Source organism: Streptomyces sp. NPDC097617, from assembly GCF_044761485.1.
In the GTDB taxonomy this organism is placed as follows: Bacteria; Actinomycetota; Actinomycetes; order Streptomycetales; family Streptomycetaceae; genus Streptomyces.
Window position 1 is genome coordinate 12,872 of sequence record NZ_JBIWCL010000030.1, and the last position, 15,334, is coordinate 28,205.

Consider the following 15,334-nt stretch of genomic DNA (forward strand, 5'->3'; position numbering starts at 1 on the left):
CGGTCCCATGGGCACCCGCCATCGGCCCGGATTCCCGCCCAGCATGCCACCCGGCCATCGGCAGCCGCCGCGCCTACTGCGGATCAGCGGGCGATCGAGATCGCGAAAGGTGTGAATCCGGTGGACCGGATGACGTGCGGTACGAACAGGATCGCGGCTTCCGTGGCTCGGGCGGTCCGGATTCCGCCGAGGTCAGTGATCCACTCCTTCCGCCAGCCGAGGTCGGTGAGCAGGTCGTGGACGGTCTGCTTGGCCTGCGGGTCCTCGCCGGAGAGGAACGCGGTCGGCGCCTCGGTGAGCGTGGCCGGCGCAGTCATCACCGGAAAGAGCATCGTGTTGAGCGTCTTGACGACATGCGTTTCGGGGAGTGCTTCCTGGAGCTGTTCGGCGAGGCTGGAGCCGGGGTAGAGCAGGTCGGCGGGCAGTCCGTCCGGGCCGTCGGTGGTGGCGTTGGAGACATCGATGAGGATCTTGCCCCGCAGTTCCTCGCGCAGGGCGGTGAGGCGTTCCAGGGAGCCGGCGCCCGGGGTGGCGTTGATGACGATCCGGGCCGTGCGGGCGGCGTCGGCGGCGGCGCCCTTCGTGCGGTCCGCCGCGGTGACCTGATGCCCTGCTCGGGTGAGGGCGGCGGCCAGGTTGCCGCCGACGCGGCCGTTCCCGAGTACTGCGATCTCGTTCATGTCGCTTCGTTCCTCTTGTTGTTCTTCTGGTTCTGGTACGGGGTCAGCGGGAGAGCGTCGATGCGGCTTCGGTGTGGACGCCGGGTGCGGCGGCCAGGAAGCTGTTGCTCTGCGGGGTCCAGCGGCGGCCCTCGGCGTCGGAGATCCGTCCGCCGGCCTCCTGGACGAGCAGCGCCCCCGGGAGCAGGTCCGCTCGGGCCCCGGCGAACTGCCAGAAGACGTCGGTCCTGCCTGCGGCCACGTTGACCAGGTGCAAGGTCGCGGGCACGGCGGTGCGGACGACGAGTGCGTCGAAGAGCATCGCGGTGATCGAGGAGCCGACGCGCCGCACGACCTCCTCGTCTTCGTCCGGGCGGGCCTGGCTGGTGGCGACGATGCTCAGGCCGAGGTCCGTGGTGGGGGCGACGTGCAGGGGTCGGCCGTCGAGGTGGGCGCCCGCTCCGGTGAGCGCGGTGTAGGTCTCGCCGGTCAACGGGAGGTGGACCACGGTGAGTACGGGCTGGTTCTCGCGCACGAGGGTGGCGGTGACCGCCCATTCCGGCAGGGCGTGCAGGTGGTTGACGTTGCCTTCGGCCGGATCCACGACCCACCATTCGCCGGGCGGGAGCGCCCCTCCGTCGAGTTCGTCCTCCACCCAGCCGGCATCCGGACGCAGCTGTGTGAGTCGGGGGCGCAGGATGTCGAGGGCCGTGTCGTCGTTGGCGGCGAGCGCGTCCATCAGCTCCTCACGGGTCTCGTACCGGACCACCTCGCCGAAGCGCTCGCGCAGCGCCGAACCGGCGGTACGCACGGCGAGCACGGTCTGGGCGAGCAGGTCGGCGTCGGAGGCGGCGACTGCGGTGGTCTGAAGCGTTTCGGACATGGTGGAACTCCCGTCTGAGCAAGGGGATGAGGTCGTGGGGCGGAGTCCGCGCTCTGTTGCGCCCGCTCTCGAAGATTAGGAGAGGGGCTGATTAACCTCAAGTGCATGTAAAGCACGACTGAGATGATTCTCATGCAACTGGATTTGCACTTGCTCGCCGCGCTCGACGCGTTGCTCGAGGAGGGCAGCGTGGCCGGGGCAGCCGCCCGCCTGCACGTCACCGCCCCCGCGATGAGCCGGAGCCCGGGCCGGATCCGGCGCACGACCGGGGACCAGATCCTGGTGCGCACCGGCCGCACCATGACGCCGACGCCGTATGCGATCGCCGTCCGGGCACAGGTGCACGAGCTGTTGCACCAGGTCCAGGGGGTGTTGGCACCGAGCCGCGAACTCGATCTGGCAACACTGGAACGCACCTTCACACTTCGCTGGCACGACTCCCTGGTCGCCATGAGCGGCCCCGCACTGCTCGCGGCCGTACGCACACGGGCGCCGGGCGTGCGTCTGCGCTTCGTCGCGGAATCGAGCACCGACACCCCCGAGTTGCGGCGCGGCCAGGTCGACCTCGAGGCGAACGCCAACCGTCCCAGCGCACCGGACATCCGTGCCGAGAACGTGGGCGAGACCCCCCTTGACATCGCCGTGCGGCCGGAGCGCCCCCGCACCCGTGTCAGGGCCGTCACCGCGCAGCAGTACGCCGCCGCCGAACACGTCACCGTCTCGCGACGCGGAAACCTCAGCAACCCCCTCGACGACGCCCTCGCCCGCCTCGGCCTCACCCGCCGCGTGGTGGCGACCGTGCCCACGGAAGCAGCCGCGCCGGCGTTCGCGCGCGACTGCGATCTGGTGATCAGCGTCCCCGAAGCCACCACGCGCACCGCGGTGACCGACCTCGGCCTGGTCGTGCTCCCCCTGCCGCTGCAACTACCGTCGGCACCGATATGCCTGTCGTGGCATCAGCGCTACGACACCGACCACGCGCACGCCTGGCTGCGCGGACTGGCACGAACCGCGTTGACCAGGCGCGGAGAGTCGTAGCCGACGCCGACCCGCTGCTCCACCCCTGCATTCCCGCGACCATCCTGATACCCCACCGCCGACCGTGGCGCGGACCCGTGCCAGACCGCCCTTGCGGGCGAGAAGGTGGAGCCTGAACCTCAGCAGTGGCCGGGACTACCTCGAACTCACCGCAGAAGCCGGCAACCGGCCCACCCGCCTGCGGGCGTCGGCCGACAGCGCCGAGCGCGGCTTCCGACTGGGACTCCCGGTCAGGCTTCCGGGGCGGTCAGGACGGCATGGGCCGCCAGCCGGAGATTCCTGATCATCGGATTCGGGTCGCCCTTGCGGCTGACCAGGACGACCTGGCTGGGGGGAGCGCCCTCGATCGGGACGGTGACGAGGTCGGGACGCAGTGAGCTACGCCGATCGCCGACCGGTAGCACGGCGATCGCCCTTCCACTCGCGACGAGTTCGAGCTTGTCCTCGTAGCTCTCGATCGGCGGCACGCCGGCCCCGAGGATCCGGTAGGAAGTCCAGTCCGCGGTCTCGAACGCGCACGGCGCCGCCTCCTCGCCGGCCAGTTCTTCCGCGGTCACCGACGCGCGGTCGGCCATGCGATGGCCACGCGGGACCACGAGCATCCGGGGCTCCTGATACAGCGGGGTGGTGATCACGTCGTCGGCGGCGAGCGGCAGCGGGGCCCGCGCGATCAGGGCGTCGACGCGCTTGTCGGACAGCGCCCCGACGTCGCGGCAGCTCAGGTACCGGGTGGTGATCTCGGCGTCCGGGTAGCGGCTGCGCAGTTCCCGTACGGCGGCAGTGATCACCAGGTCTTCGACGTAGCCGATGGCGATTCGTTCGGTCCGGGCTTGTTCACGCACGGCCAGCTCGGCCTGGCGGGCGGCCTGCAGCAGGGCTTGGGCCCGGGGGAGGAACTTCTGGCCGACCGGAGTGAGCAGGGCGCCCTGGGGTACGCGGTCCAGCAGTCGTGCGCCGAGATGCTTCTCGAGCCGTTGGATCTGGCGGCTCAGCGCCGGCTGGGCCACGTGCAAGTCGGCGGCGGCCCGGCCGAAGTGCTGGTGCGCCGCCACCACGGTGAAGTAGCGCACCAGCCGCAGTTCCAGGTCCTGTCCGAGATCGTTCACCCTTCCAGCGTACGCGTCATGCCGTTTCGGAATGATGAGGTTGCCGAACCGGTCTTGGACGGCCATGCCGTCCTGGGCTTTGACTGAAGGAGCAACGTTTCCCCGAGAAAGCGACAGACGCGATGAAGGCTATCCAGTTCCACGAAGCCGGCGGCCCCGAAGTTCTGCAGTATGACGAGGTGCCGGTTCCCGAGATCGGCCCCGGCGAGGTGCTCGTCCGGGTGCACGCGGCGGGCATCAACCCGCCGGACTGGTACCTGCGTGAGGGGATGAAGGTCATGCCGGCCGAGATGAGGCCGGCGCTGGAGTTCCCCCTGATCCCCGGAACGGACATGTCGGGCGTGGTCCAGGCGGTCGCTCCCGACGTGCTGGGGTTCGCCGTTGGTGACGAGGTCTTCGGCATGCTGCGGTTCCCCGGATTCGACGGCCGGACGTACGCCGAGTACGTGGCCGCGCCGGCCTCGGACCTGGCTCACAAGCCGGCCGCTATCGACCACGTACAGGCGGCCGGGGCGCCGATGGCCGTGCTCACGGCCTGGCAGTACCTGATTGACCTCGGCCACAACGTGCCGTCTGCTTTCACCGGCCAGGTGCACCAGCCGGTGCCGATCACGCCAGGGATGACCGTGCTGGTCAACGGGGCCGCCGGTGGAGTGGGCCACTTCGCGGTACAGCTGGCGAAATGGAAGGGGGCACATGTCATCGCGGTGGCCTCGGGCCGGCACGAGCAGTTCCTGCGCAAGCTCGGCGCCGACGAGTTCATCGACTACACCACGACGCAGGCCGCGGACGTGGTCAGCGGCGTCGACCTGGTGATCGACACCGTCGGTGGCCCGGACAGCTCACGCTTCCTGACCGTGCTCAAGCGCGGAGGCACCATGCTTCCGGTGTTCTTCGCCCAGTACGACCCGGAAGAGACGGCGCGTCTGGACATCACGGTCTCGAACATCCAGGTACGTTCCAACGGCCCCCAGCTCGCCGAGATCGGGCGCCTGTTCGACGAGGGCAAGCTCCAGGTCGGGTTGGACAGCACCTACCCGCTGCCCGAGGCGGGCAGCGCACACAAGCGGGCCACGCAGGGCCACATCCAAGGCAAGATCGTGCTGACGGTGATCTCGTGATAGCCGGACTCCAGCAGACGGTGGCGAACTACGCCCACGCCCTGGAAGAGCTGAGTGTGCCCCAGCTGGAAGCGATCCTGACCGAAGACACCACCTGGACCTTCACGATGCCAGGTCATCTCGACCGGGGTCCACACGTTGGCACTGCCGCCGGTCGCCGGGGTCCGATCATGGAGAGCAGGTAGGCGGCGAGTCCCGCCACCTGTGCCGCGGCCTGTGAGGTGCCGACGACCGTTGTGTTCGCCCCATGGTCTGATCCTGCCCGGCAGCCGCATCGGCTTCCTCATCGCGGGTGGCTCCAGCCCGCCCGGTCGTGCCGCGGCGTGTTCCGTGGGGTGCGATGTATCCAGTCGATCGGGGTTCTCGGTAGCTTGATCACCTACCGCGGGGAGTGACCATGCGCCCGACTGGTCGGCGCGCGGGATTCCGGCGGAGAGTAGTGAGGCTGCGATGAGTGAACCGACAAAGCCGGAGGTCGAAGTTCCGGCGGGTGAGCCTCCGCAGGAGCTGACCATCCGGGACATCGCCGTCGGGGACGGGGCCGAGGCGAAGCCGGGCAGGGTGGTGCGGGTTCACTACGTCGGGGTCACCTTCGCGTCCGGAGCGGAGTTCGACGCCTCCTGGGACCGGGGCGAGCCGTTCAAGTTCGCCGTGGGTGGCGGCAGGGTCATCAAGGGCTGGGACCGGGGGCTCAGGGGGATGAAGGTCGGCGGTCGGCGCGAGATCATCATTCCCCCGCGGCTCGGTTACGGCAAGCAGTCCCCCTCGCCGCTGATCCCGGCGGGTTCCACTCTCGTCTTCGTGGTGGACCTGCTCTCCGTGGTCTGAGGGAACCCCCTGCTCGGCCCAAGCGGGAACGCGCTGGTGCAGCTGTACCCTTCAGGCGAACAGCGTGCGCACCTCGGAAGGAACCCCGCGTGACCGTGAGAACGAACAGCGACCCCGTCCCGTCCGTGTGGGCACGTCCCAAGGCGGCGCCGCGCCAGCCCGCGCTGAGCCGGGCCGTGATCGTCCGCGAGGCGATCGCGATGCTGGACGAGACCGGCACCGAGGCGCTGAGCATGCGCAAGCTCGGCGCCCGGCTGAACGCCGGCGCCACCTCGTTCTACCGGCACGTCGCCAACAAGGACGAGCTGATGGAGCTGGCGGTGGACGAGGCCCTGGGAGAGGTCATCCTGCCGCGGGGCGACGGTCCGCACTGGCGGGCGGAGGTCTCCGCGTGCGCCGCGTCCTTCCGCGTCACGGCCCTGCGGCATCCCTGGCTCTGCGCGGAACTGGGCCGGGCGGGCCTGGCCTACCTGGGGCCCAACCTCTCCGCCATCTCCGAGCGGCTGGCCGCCCTCTTCGCCTTCACCGGTCTTCCCGACCCCCGTGGCGCGATCGACGCCGTGTTCTCCTACGCGATCGGGATGAGCACGACCGAGTCCGCCTGGCTGACCACCGTGGCCCGCTCGGGACAGACCGAGGCCGAGTTCACGGCCCGCCTCGTGCCCGCCGCATCCGACACCGATGCCCATTCCGCCACCGACGCCGACGCCGACGCCGACGCCGATGCCGACGCCGATGCCGACGCCGATGCCGACGCCGATGCCGACGCCGATGCCGAGCAACTCGCCGTGGCCGCGGTCGAGTTCCGCGACAGGAAGTTCGCCAACGGCCTCGACATCGTCCTCGACGGCCTCGCCACCCGGCTCACCCGCTGATCGAGGGGTCGGGCGGGTGCCTGGAGGGGTCGTCCTCCAGGCACCCTCACCCGGCTTCGTCGTGCCGCACCCGGGTCAGGTCGGGAGCCACGACCGCCAGGTGGTCTCGTTCTCCTTCACCCAGCGGCCCGCCGCCTCCTGGGGGGAGAGCTTCTGGTCCGCGATCATCAGGGCGACGTCGTTCTGCATGTCGGTCGTCCAGCGGAACTTCTTGAGGAAGGCGGCAGCGTCGCCTCCGCCGTCCGCAAAGCGGGCGTTGAGGAACTTCTGCAGCGGGGTGTGCGGGTAGGCGCAGGCCACCTTCTCCGGGTCGGCGTCGCAGCCCTCCTTGTACTCGGGCAGCTTCACCTCCGTCATCGGGACCTTTTCGAAGAGCCACTGCGGCTTGTACCAGTAGCTCAGGAAGGGCTTCTGCTCCTTGGCGAACTGCTTGATCTGGGTGATCTGCGCCGCCTCGGAGCCCGAGAAGACGACCTGGAAGTCGAGGTCCAGGTTGTTCACGAGCGCCTTGTCGTTCGTGACGTAGGACGGTGAGCCGTCCAGGAGCTGACCCTTGCCGCCGCTCTCCGGGGTACGGAGCTGGTCGGCGTACTTGTTCAGGTTCTTCCAGTCGGTGACGTCCGGGTGCTCCTCGGCAAAGTACGTCGGCACGAACCAGCCGATGTGGCCGGTCACCCCGAGGTCGCCGCCCCGTTCGATGGTTCCCTTGTCCTCGATGTACCGCTTCTCCTGCTCCGGGTGGCCCCAGTCCTCCAGGATGGCGTCCACCCGGCCCTGGCTGAGCGCGTCCCAGGCGGGGACCTCGTCGATCTGGACGGTGTCCACCCGGTAGCCGAGCTCGTGCTCCAGCAGGTACTGGGCGACGGCCACGTTGGCCTGTGCGCCCACCCACGACTGCACGGACAGCGTCACCGTGCGGGAGCCCTTCGCGTCGGCGTACGGGGAGGCCTGGCGGGTCATGTCGGCGGCGCCGCAGCCCGTGAGGGCCGTCAGGGCGACGGCGACGGTGGCCGCGAGTGCGGCGGAGCGTGTGCGAGCCATGTCAGGCCCCCTTTCCGGCGAGATCGCGGCGCTGTGTCGGCTGGGTGACACGGTCGAGCATCAGGCCGAGGCAGACGATCGCCGCGCCGGCGACCAGGCCGGTCGCCAGATCGCCCTGGGCGAGGCCGAAGACCGCGTCGTAGCCGAGCGCACCGCCGCCCACGAGGCCGCCGATGACGACCACGGCGAGGACCAGTACCACGCCCTGATTGACGGCCAGCAGCAGCGCGGGCCGGGCCAGCGGCAGTTGGACCTGGAACAGCTGCTGACGCCCGGTCGCGCCCAGCGAGCGCGCCGCCTCCAGCGCGGACGGATCCACGGCGCGTACGCCCTGGGCCGTGATCCGCACCACCGCGGGCAGCGCGTAGACGACGGCGGCCGCGGCCGCCGGGGCGCGGCCCACACCGAACAGGGCGACCACCGGGATCAGGTACACGAACTGCGGCATCGTCTGGAAGACGTCGAGGACCGGACGCAGGGCGCGGCCCAGGCGGGTGCTACGGGCCGCGGCGACACCGAGGGCGAAGCCGATCAGCAGGGTCACGGCGACGGCTGCCAGGACCTGGGACAGCGTGTCGAGCGCCGGGTCCCAGACGCCGAGGACGCCGATCGCGGCCATCGCGAGGACGGCGGTCGCGGCGGTGCGCCAGGTGCCGATGAGCAGGGCGAGGGCGCCGACGGCCAGCAGGACCGCCCACCAGGGCAGCCATTGCAGGCCGTCGCGCAGGGGGCCGAGGACCCAGGTGGTGAAGTGGCCCGCCCAGTCGGCGGTGCCACCGACGAGCGGTACGCCGGAGTAGAGGTGAGCGGTCATCCAGTCGACGGCCCCATTGACGGGCTCGGCGATGTCCAGCGTCCACCCGGCGGGCCACGACAGCCGGTCGGCGAGGCGGCCCGTGACGGCGACCGCGGCGGTCAGCAGGGCGACGACGGCCCAGTCGAGCCGACGCCGGGGGGCCGGAGCCGCGCCGATCCGCTCTCCGGCGGCGGCGGTGACCCGGTCCAGGACGATGGCGAGCAGCACGATCGGGATGCCGGCGGAGAGCGCGGCGCCGACGTCGACGGAGGCCAGCGCCTGGTAGACGCGGTCGCCGAGGCCGCCCGCGCCGATGACGGACGCGATCACGGCCATGCCCAGCGCCATCATGATCGACTGATTGACGCCGAGCAGCAGTTCCTTGCGAGCCAGGGGCAGCCGGGCCGTCAGCAGCCGCTGCCGGCCGGTGGCCCCGAGGGAGGTGGCGGCCTCCACGACGCCGGCGTCCGCGTCACGCAGGCCGAGCGCGGTGAGGCGGGCCATGGGCGGAGCCGCGTAGACGACGGTCGCGAGGACGGCCGCGGGAACGCCGATGCCGAAGACGAGGACGACGGGGAGCAGGTACGCGAAGGCGGGCAGCACCTGCATGGTGTCCAGCACCGGCCGCAGGATCCGGTGCATCCGGTCCGACAGGCCGGCGGCGAGGCCGAGGAGGCCTCCGAGCAGCACGGACGCGGCGACGGCGACCACCATCAGGGCGAGCGTCTGCATGGTGGGGACCCACATGCCGAGGAGTCCGCACACGGCGAAGGCGGCGACGGAGGTCATTGCGAGCCGGACTCCCGCGACGCGCCAGGCCAGCAGCCCGGCGGCGGCGGTGACGCCGGCCCAGCCGAGGGCGAGCAGCACCAGGTACACGGCGCGGACGGACACGACCACGATGTTGCTGACGTGTCCGAGGAAGTAGAGGAACAGCGGGTGGCTGTCGCGGTTGTCGATGATCCAGTCGCTGGTGCGGTCGAGCGGGCCCGACAGGTCGACGGCGAGCGAGGCCGGCCATCCGCCGCCGCCCAGGAGCAGGGCGCCGAGGACGAGGGCGAGTGCGGTGCAGACCCCGATCAGCCGACCGCGGTGGCGCGCGAGGGCGCGCAGCACACCGGGTCCCGCGTCGGGGGAGGTCGTGGTGGTCCCGGCGGGCGCGTTGGGCGTGGGCGCCTTGGTGGGCGTGGGGTCCGGGGGAACAGGGGTGACGGTGGCGGTCATCGGCCCCACCGCCCGGCGTCGGTGCCGGTCATGCCGCACGGCGGCGGCCAGGTCGTATGGTCGTACATCAGGCCACCGCCTTCCCCGTAGCGGCCGGGACCCCGGCGACGACACCGAGCAGCCCCGCGTGGTCGACCACGCCGAGGCACCGGCCGTTCTCGACGACCCGCGCGTTCTCGCCCGTCCGGGCGACGGCCTCGATGGCCTCGTGGACGGTGGCGCTCGGGGCGAGTGCCGGGCCGGTGGCGTCGGACTCGGCGGCGAGAGCGGGGCGCATCGCCGAGCGGACGGTGAGCACCTGCTCGCGCGGCACGTCCCGGACGAAGTCCCTGACGTAGTCGTCGGCGGGGGCTCCGACGATCTCCTCCGGTGTGCCGAGCTGCACGATCCGGCCGTCGCGCATCAGCGCGATGCGGTCGCCGAGCTTCAGCGCCTCGTTCAGGTCGTGGGTGATGAAGACCATCGTGCGTCCCTCCTCCCGGTGCAGGCGTACGACCTCTTCCTGCATGTCCCGGCGGATGAGCGGGTCCAGTGCGCTGAACGGCTCGTCGAACAGCAGGACTTCGGGGTCCACGGCGAGCGCGCGGGCCAGGCCGACGCGCTGCTGCTGGCCGCCGGACAACTGGCTCGGCCGACGGTGCTCCATGCCGTCCAGGCCGACCTTCGCCACGAACTCGGCCGCGCGGTCACGCCGTTCGGTGCGGCCGACGCCCTGGATCTCCAGGCCGTAGGCGATGTTGTCGAGCACCGTCCGGTGCGGCAGCAGACCGAAGTGCTGGAAGACCATCGCGGCCCGGTGCCGGCGCAGTTCGCGGAGCCGGCCGGTGTCCATGGACAGGACGTCCTCACCGTCGATGGAGATCGTGCCCGAGGTCGGTTCGATGAGCCGGGTGAGGCAGCGTACGAGGGTCGACTTGCCCGAGCCCGACAGGCCCATGACGACGAAGACCTCACCCTTGCGGACGTCGAAGGAGACGTCGCGGACGGCTGCGGTGCAGCCGGTGCGCTCGCGCAGCTCGGTGGTGTCGAGGGCGGCGAGTTCCTTGTCGGCGGGCACGCGGTCGGCCTTCGGACCGAAGACCTTCCACAGGTCGCGTACGGAGAAGACGGCCTCAGCGGATGTCTGCGGCGGGGGCGTGGCGTGCGGCGTCGCGGTATTCGGGGTCGCGGTGTTCGCGGTCGCGGTGTTCGGGATGTTCATCGGGTCGTACCTCCCAGCAGGTCGGCGCATTTCTCGCCGACCATGAGCACGCCGATCATGGGATTGACGGCGGTCATGGTGGGGAAAACGGACGCGTCGGCGATCCGGATGCCGGACAGGCCCCGGATCGTGAGATCGGGTGCGACGACGGCGAGATCATCGTCGGCGGCCCCCATCCGGCAGGTGCCGGCCGGGTGGTAGACGGTGTGGGCGACCTGGCGGGCGTACGCGCTGAGCTCCTCGTCGGAGGTGACCTCGGGCCCGGGGCACACCTCGCGCTTGAGCCATCCGGCCAGCGGCTCGCTCGCCGCGATCCGGCGGGCGATGCGGATCCCGTCGACGAGGGTCCGGCCGTCGTAGTCGTCCTCGTCGGTGAAGTACCGGAAGTCGAGCGCGGGCTTGACCTCGGGGTCGGCACTCGTCAGGTAGAGCCGGCCGCGGCTGCGCGGCTTGGGGATGTTGGGGGTCATCGACACGCCGTGCGCGGGCCGTTCGTACCCCAGGCGCTCCGGATTGTCGGTGAAGGGGATCTGGTAGAAGTGGAACATCAGGTCCGGGCCCTCCGACGCCGGGTCCCGGCGGACGAACAAGCCGGCGTCGGAGTCCATCGCGGAGTTCTCCGGGATCGGACCGTGCGTCTCCCACACGATCACCGACTCGGGGTGGTCGAGCAGGTTCTCGCCGACGCCCGGCAGGTCGTGCACGACGGGGATGCCGAGCTTCTCCAGGTCGGCGCGCGGCCCGATGCCCGAGTGCAGCAGCAGGCGCGGGGTGTCCACGGCCCCGGCGCACACCAGAACCTCGCGCCGGGCGCGTACGACGTGCTCCGCGCCCTCCTTGGTACGGATGTGCACGCCCGTGGCGCGGGTGCCCTCCAGCTCCAGCCGGAACGCCCAGGTCTCCAGGGCTATGTGGAGGTTCGGCCGGTCCAGGAACGGGTGCAGGTAGGCGACCGAGGCGGACGACCGCTTGTTGGTCTCCGGGTGGTAGGCGAGGTCGAAGAACCCCGCACCCTCGTGGAAGGGGGCCTTGTTGAAGCCCTCGACGCGCGGCACGCCGAGCGCGGTCTGCGCCGCGTCGACGAAGTCCCGGGCGATCGCGTTCCGGTCGGCCTCGCCGACGGGGACGACGTTGTTGCGCAGCCGGGCGAAGTAGGGGTCCATGGCTGCCGCGTCCCACCCCTCGGCGCCGGCCTGCGCCCACTCGTCCCAGTCGGAGGGAAGCGGCTTGAACGCGATGAGGGTGTTGTGCGAGGAGCAGCCGCCCAGCACCCGCGCACGGCTGTGGCGGATGTGCGAGTTGCCGCGGGACTGCTCGGTGGTGGGGTAGTCGTAGTCCAGTTCGCCGCCGAGCAGGCCCATCCAGCGGCGCAGGGTGAGGACGTCGTCGCGGCCGACGTCGCTGGGGCCGCCCTCGATGACGGCGACGGTGACGTCCGGGTCCTCGGTCAGCCGGGAGGCGATGACGGAACCGGCGGTGCCGCCGCCGACGACGACGTAGTCGTACACGTGCTGGTCGTTCATGCCCGGTCCTCCGCCCTCGTGCCCGCGAACCAGCGCACGGGGCGCGGAACGAGGTTCTGGTAGATGTGCTTGGCCTCGCGGTACTCGGCGAGGCCGCCGGGGCCCAGTTCGCGGCCGATGCCGGACTTCCCGAAGCCGCCCCATTCCGCCTGCGGCAGGTAGGGGTGGAAGTCGTTGATCCAGACGGTGCCGTGGCGCATCAGGGCGGCGACCCGGCGGGCACGGCTCGCGTCGGAGGTCCACACCGCTCCGGCGAGGCCGTACTCCGTGTCGTTGGCGAGGGCGACGGCCTCCTCCTCGGTGCGGAAGGTCTCGACGGTGAGGACGGGGCCGAAGACCTCCTCGCGGACGACGCGCATGCCGCGGTGGCACCGGTCGAGGACCGTGGGCCGGAAGAAGTAGCCCGGACCGGCCGGCTTCTCGCCGCCCGCGCGCAGCTGCGCGCCCTCGGCGAGGGCGGAGGCCACGTACGCCTCGGTCCTGGCGAGCTGGGCGGCGGAGACGAGCGGGCCGCACTCGACGCCCTCGTCGGTGCCGCGTCCCAGCCGGATCAGTTCGGCCCGGCGGGCGAGCTCGGCGACGAAACGATCGCGCAGCGGCTCCTCGATGATGAGGCGGGAGCCGGCCGAGCAGACCTGCCCGCTGTGGATGAAGGCGGCGTTGAGTGCCTGGTCGACGGCGGTGTCGAACCCCTCGGGCGTCGAGCACGCGTCGGCGAACACGACGTTGGGGTTCTTGCCGCCCAGTTCCAGGGCAACCTTCTTCACGCTCTCGACGGCCGCCCTGGCGACCTTCGTACCGCTGACGAGGCCGCCCGTGAACGAGACGAGGTCGACGTCGGGGTGCTCGGCGAGCCGGGCGCCCACCGTGTCGCCGGGACCGGTGACGATGTTGGCCGCACCGAGCGGGAGTCCGGCCTCCAACAGCAACTCGATCAGGACGACGGTGGTCAGCGGGGTGATCTCGCTGGGTTTGATCACGAGGGTGTTGCCGGCCGCGAGGGCGGGCGCGATCTTCCAGCTGGCCTGGAGCAGCGGGTAGTTCCACGGCGTGATCAGGGCGCAGACCCCGACCGGCTCGTGCACGACGACGCTGTGGATCTCGTCCGAACCGGCGTCGACGATCCGCCCGCCGTCCTCCTTCTCCACGAGGTCGGCGAAGTAGAGGAAGGCGTCGCGGACGCAGTCGACGTCGACACGGCCCTCTTCGAGGGTCTTGCCCGCGTCCTGGCTCTCCAGGGCGCCGATCCGCTCGCGGCCCTGCTCCAGCAGGTCGGCGACCCGTCGCAGCAGGGCGGCCCGCTCGGCGACCGGGGTACGCGGCCAGGCGCCGTCGTCGAACGCGGCGCGTGCGGCGGCGACGGCGTCGTCGGTGTCCTGCACGCCGCCCTCCGCCACGACCGCGAACGGGGTCGCGTCGACGGGGTCGATGATCTCGCGCGTGGCCCCGGACAGGGCTGCGCGCCACTCTCCGCCCACGTGAATGGTCTGCTGTGCTGGCGTCACGTTCCGTATTGCCTTTCGTCCCTTTGAGTCCCCCTGTCGGTTACACCGACTTGATCCGGCCGCCTGCCCCGACTCCCGAGATCCATGCGCAATACATTGCAGAGAGTGGCCTGGTTCACTCGCCAAGGCAGGCTAAATATGGGCATAAGGCATAGCTCGAGCTCAGCACATGGGCACGGCGCACAGAACGGGAACGCGGGCCGACGGGCAGCGCCCGCACACGGCCGTTTCAGGCCGGAACCGCGACCGTCATAGATCGTCACACAGAGCGACGACTGCGACGTCTTCGCGGGCGGCGTCCAGGAACGTCCCGGCCGCCCGCACACCGCTCGTCCCCCTGCTCGGGAAGCGCCCGACAGGCGGGCTATAAAGTGAGGTAGACCTCACTACATGCCCCGCAAGGAGACTTCATGCCCCTGGAGAACGCCTTCGCCGCATACGGGCTGCCCGGCGAGCCGGGGTCCGAGGAGTTCTGGGCGGCGGCGGCCGGTGCGCCCGGGGCGGTGCCTGCCGAGGGCGGCGGTTGGGGGGTCCTGTTCCTGTGGCGCGGCCGCGCGGCCGACCTCACCTTCGAGAGCTGGTCGGACGATGTTCCGCTGCGCCGCTGGCGCGACACGGACTGCTGGTACGCCGAGGTGCCGATGCCCGCGCGGTTGCGGGTGACGTACCAGTTCCGTACGGACGGCAGCGCGTACGCCGACCCCCTCAACCCGGTCGGCGCGGGCGGTGACCGGTCCATCGCCGCCACCCCGGACGCCCCGGACCAGCCGCACTGGCCGCCGGTCGGCGCCGACGACGTGCTGCCGGTACCGCGGACCCGGCTCCGCTGGGCGAGCGAGCGGCTCGGCGGGCGCCGGACCGTACGGGTCCACCCGGCGGGCGGCGGCGGTCCGGTGGTGCTGCTGCTCGACGGGGACGACTGGCTGTACCTGCACCCCGCCATGACCGCCTTCGACTCCGCCGTCGCCGTTGGCGAAATGCCCCCCGTCACCCTGGTGTTCCTGCCGACCCGGGACCGGGAGGCCGAGTTCGGGTGCCGGCCGGAGCTGTGGCAGGCGGTCCGGGACGAACTGCTGCCGCTGGTTGCGCAATCCGGTGTTCCGGCGGACGTGGACCGGCTGGTCGTCGCCGGGCAGAGCCTCGGCGGGCTGAGCGCGGTGTACGCGGCGCTGGAGTTCCCGGATCTGGTGTCGCGCGTCGCCTGCCAGTCGGGGTCGCTGTGGTGGACACCCGGGGCCGTGAAGTCGGCGGACCCGCTGGGCGGCCCGGTCGGCGGCGCGATCGCCGCCCGGCTGCGGGAGCACGGAGATCTGTCGGGTCTGCGGATCGCCTTCGATGCGGGCGAGCACGAGACGCGGATGCTGCCCCACTGCGAGCGGGTCGAGACCCTGGCCGAGCGGGCGGGCGCGACCGTACGGGTCTCCCGCTCGGCATCGGCCCACGACCGCGCGGGCTGGCGCCAGGCCCTCCTCCGCGACGTCGCCTGGGCGCTCGCCTAGGGGCGTGGGCCCGGGGTGAGCCCCGGGCCCCCTTC

General features: G+C 71.3%; 13 protein-coding genes. 5 read left to right on the forward strand and 8 right to left on the reverse strand.

What is annotated here, in order from left to right:
- Nucleotides 1-83 precede the first annotated feature (83 nt).
- Nucleotides 84-680 (reverse strand): NADPH-dependent F420 reductase, encoded by a 597-nt coding sequence (locus ACIQZO_RS34180; protein WP_403633985.1) that lies wholly within the window; start codon nt 678-680, stop codon nt 84-86.
- 43 nt (nt 681-723) lie between these two features.
- Nucleotides 724-1,542 carry a 3'(2'),5'-bisphosphate nucleotidase CysQ gene (locus ACIQZO_RS34185; RefSeq protein ID WP_403633988.1) on the reverse strand — a complete coding sequence of 273 codons (819 nt, stop codon included), beginning with the start codon at nt 1,540-1,542 and terminating at the stop codon, nt 724-726.
- 132 nt (nt 1,543-1,674) lie between these two features.
- On the opposite strand from ACIQZO_RS34185, the gene ACIQZO_RS34190 reads away from it, so the two are divergent.
- Entirely contained in the window at nt 1,675-2,580 is a 906-nt protein-coding gene (locus ACIQZO_RS34190; RefSeq protein ID WP_403633991.1) for a LysR family transcriptional regulator, read from the forward strand.
- 230 nt (nt 2,581-2,810) lie between these two features.
- Here ACIQZO_RS34190 and ACIQZO_RS34195 read toward each other — a convergent pair whose 3' ends face one another.
- Nucleotides 2,811-3,686, reverse strand: coding sequence for a LysR family transcriptional regulator (locus ACIQZO_RS34195; protein ID WP_403633993.1), 876 nt, complete (start codon nt 3,684-3,686; stop codon nt 2,811-2,813).
- Nucleotides 3,687-3,808: 122 nt separating this feature from the next.
- Between ACIQZO_RS34195 and ACIQZO_RS34200 the strand changes: the two genes are divergently transcribed.
- The 3 genes from ACIQZO_RS34200 (at nt 3,809) to ACIQZO_RS34210 (ending at nt 6,510) form a co-directional block, all read left to right on the forward strand.
- The gene (locus ACIQZO_RS34200) at nt 3,809-4,807 is read left to right on the forward strand and encodes an NADP-dependent oxidoreductase (protein ID WP_403633996.1); all 999 of its coding nucleotides are present in this window, start codon (nt 3,809-3,811) and stop codon (nt 4,805-4,807) included.
- 450 nt (nt 4,808-5,257) lie between these two features.
- Nucleotides 5,258-5,635, forward strand: a complete 378-nt coding sequence (locus tag ACIQZO_RS34205) for an FKBP-type peptidyl-prolyl cis-trans isomerase (RefSeq protein ID WP_403633998.1) — start codon at nt 5,258-5,260, stop codon at nt 5,633-5,635.
- A 95-nt stretch (nt 5,636-5,730) separates the two neighbouring features.
- On the forward strand, nt 5,731-6,510 hold the full coding sequence (locus ACIQZO_RS34210) for a TetR/AcrR family transcriptional regulator (RefSeq protein ID WP_403634155.1): 780 nt from the start codon (nt 5,731-5,733) through the stop codon (nt 6,508-6,510).
- A 75-nt stretch (nt 6,511-6,585) separates the two neighbouring features.
- On the opposite strand, the gene ACIQZO_RS34215 is transcribed toward ACIQZO_RS34210, so the two are convergent.
- The 5 genes from ACIQZO_RS34215 to ACIQZO_RS34235 form a co-directional block, all read right to left on the reverse strand.
- The gene (locus ACIQZO_RS34215; protein ID WP_403634000.1) at nt 6,586-7,551 is read right to left on the reverse strand and encodes an ABC transporter substrate-binding protein; all 966 of its coding nucleotides are present in this window, start codon (nt 7,549-7,551) and stop codon (nt 6,586-6,588) included.
- 1 nt (nt 7,552) lies between these two features.
- A complete protein-coding gene (locus ACIQZO_RS34220; RefSeq protein WP_403634003.1) occupies nt 7,553-9,571 on the reverse strand; it encodes an ABC transporter permease subunit in 2,019 nt (672 codons plus the stop codon).
- A gap of 67 nt (nt 9,572-9,638) precedes the next feature.
- Complete coding sequence (locus ACIQZO_RS34225; RefSeq protein WP_403634005.1) at nt 9,639-10,772, reverse strand: glycine betaine/L-proline ABC transporter ATP-binding protein; 1,134 nt, start codon at nt 10,770-10,772, stop codon at nt 9,639-9,641.
- Nucleotides 10,769-12,295, reverse strand: coding sequence for a GMC family oxidoreductase (locus ACIQZO_RS34230; protein ID WP_403634008.1), 1,527 nt, complete (start codon nt 12,293-12,295; stop codon nt 10,769-10,771). The genes ACIQZO_RS34225 and ACIQZO_RS34230 overlap by 4 nt, the downstream gene beginning before the upstream one ends.
- Nucleotides 12,292-13,800, reverse strand: a complete 1,509-nt coding sequence (locus tag ACIQZO_RS34235; protein WP_403634011.1) for an aldehyde dehydrogenase family protein — start codon at nt 13,798-13,800, stop codon at nt 12,292-12,294. The genes ACIQZO_RS34230 and ACIQZO_RS34235 overlap by 4 nt, the downstream gene beginning before the upstream one ends.
- A gap of 410 nt (nt 13,801-14,210) precedes the next feature.
- Here ACIQZO_RS34235 and ACIQZO_RS34240 point away from each other — a divergent pair, with 410 nt between their 5' ends.
- Nucleotides 14,211-15,299 carry an alpha/beta hydrolase-fold protein gene (locus ACIQZO_RS34240; protein ID WP_403634013.1) on the forward strand — a complete coding sequence of 363 codons (1,089 nt, stop codon included), beginning with the start codon at nt 14,211-14,213 and terminating at the stop codon, nt 15,297-15,299.
- Nucleotides 15,300-15,334 lie beyond the last annotated feature (35 nt).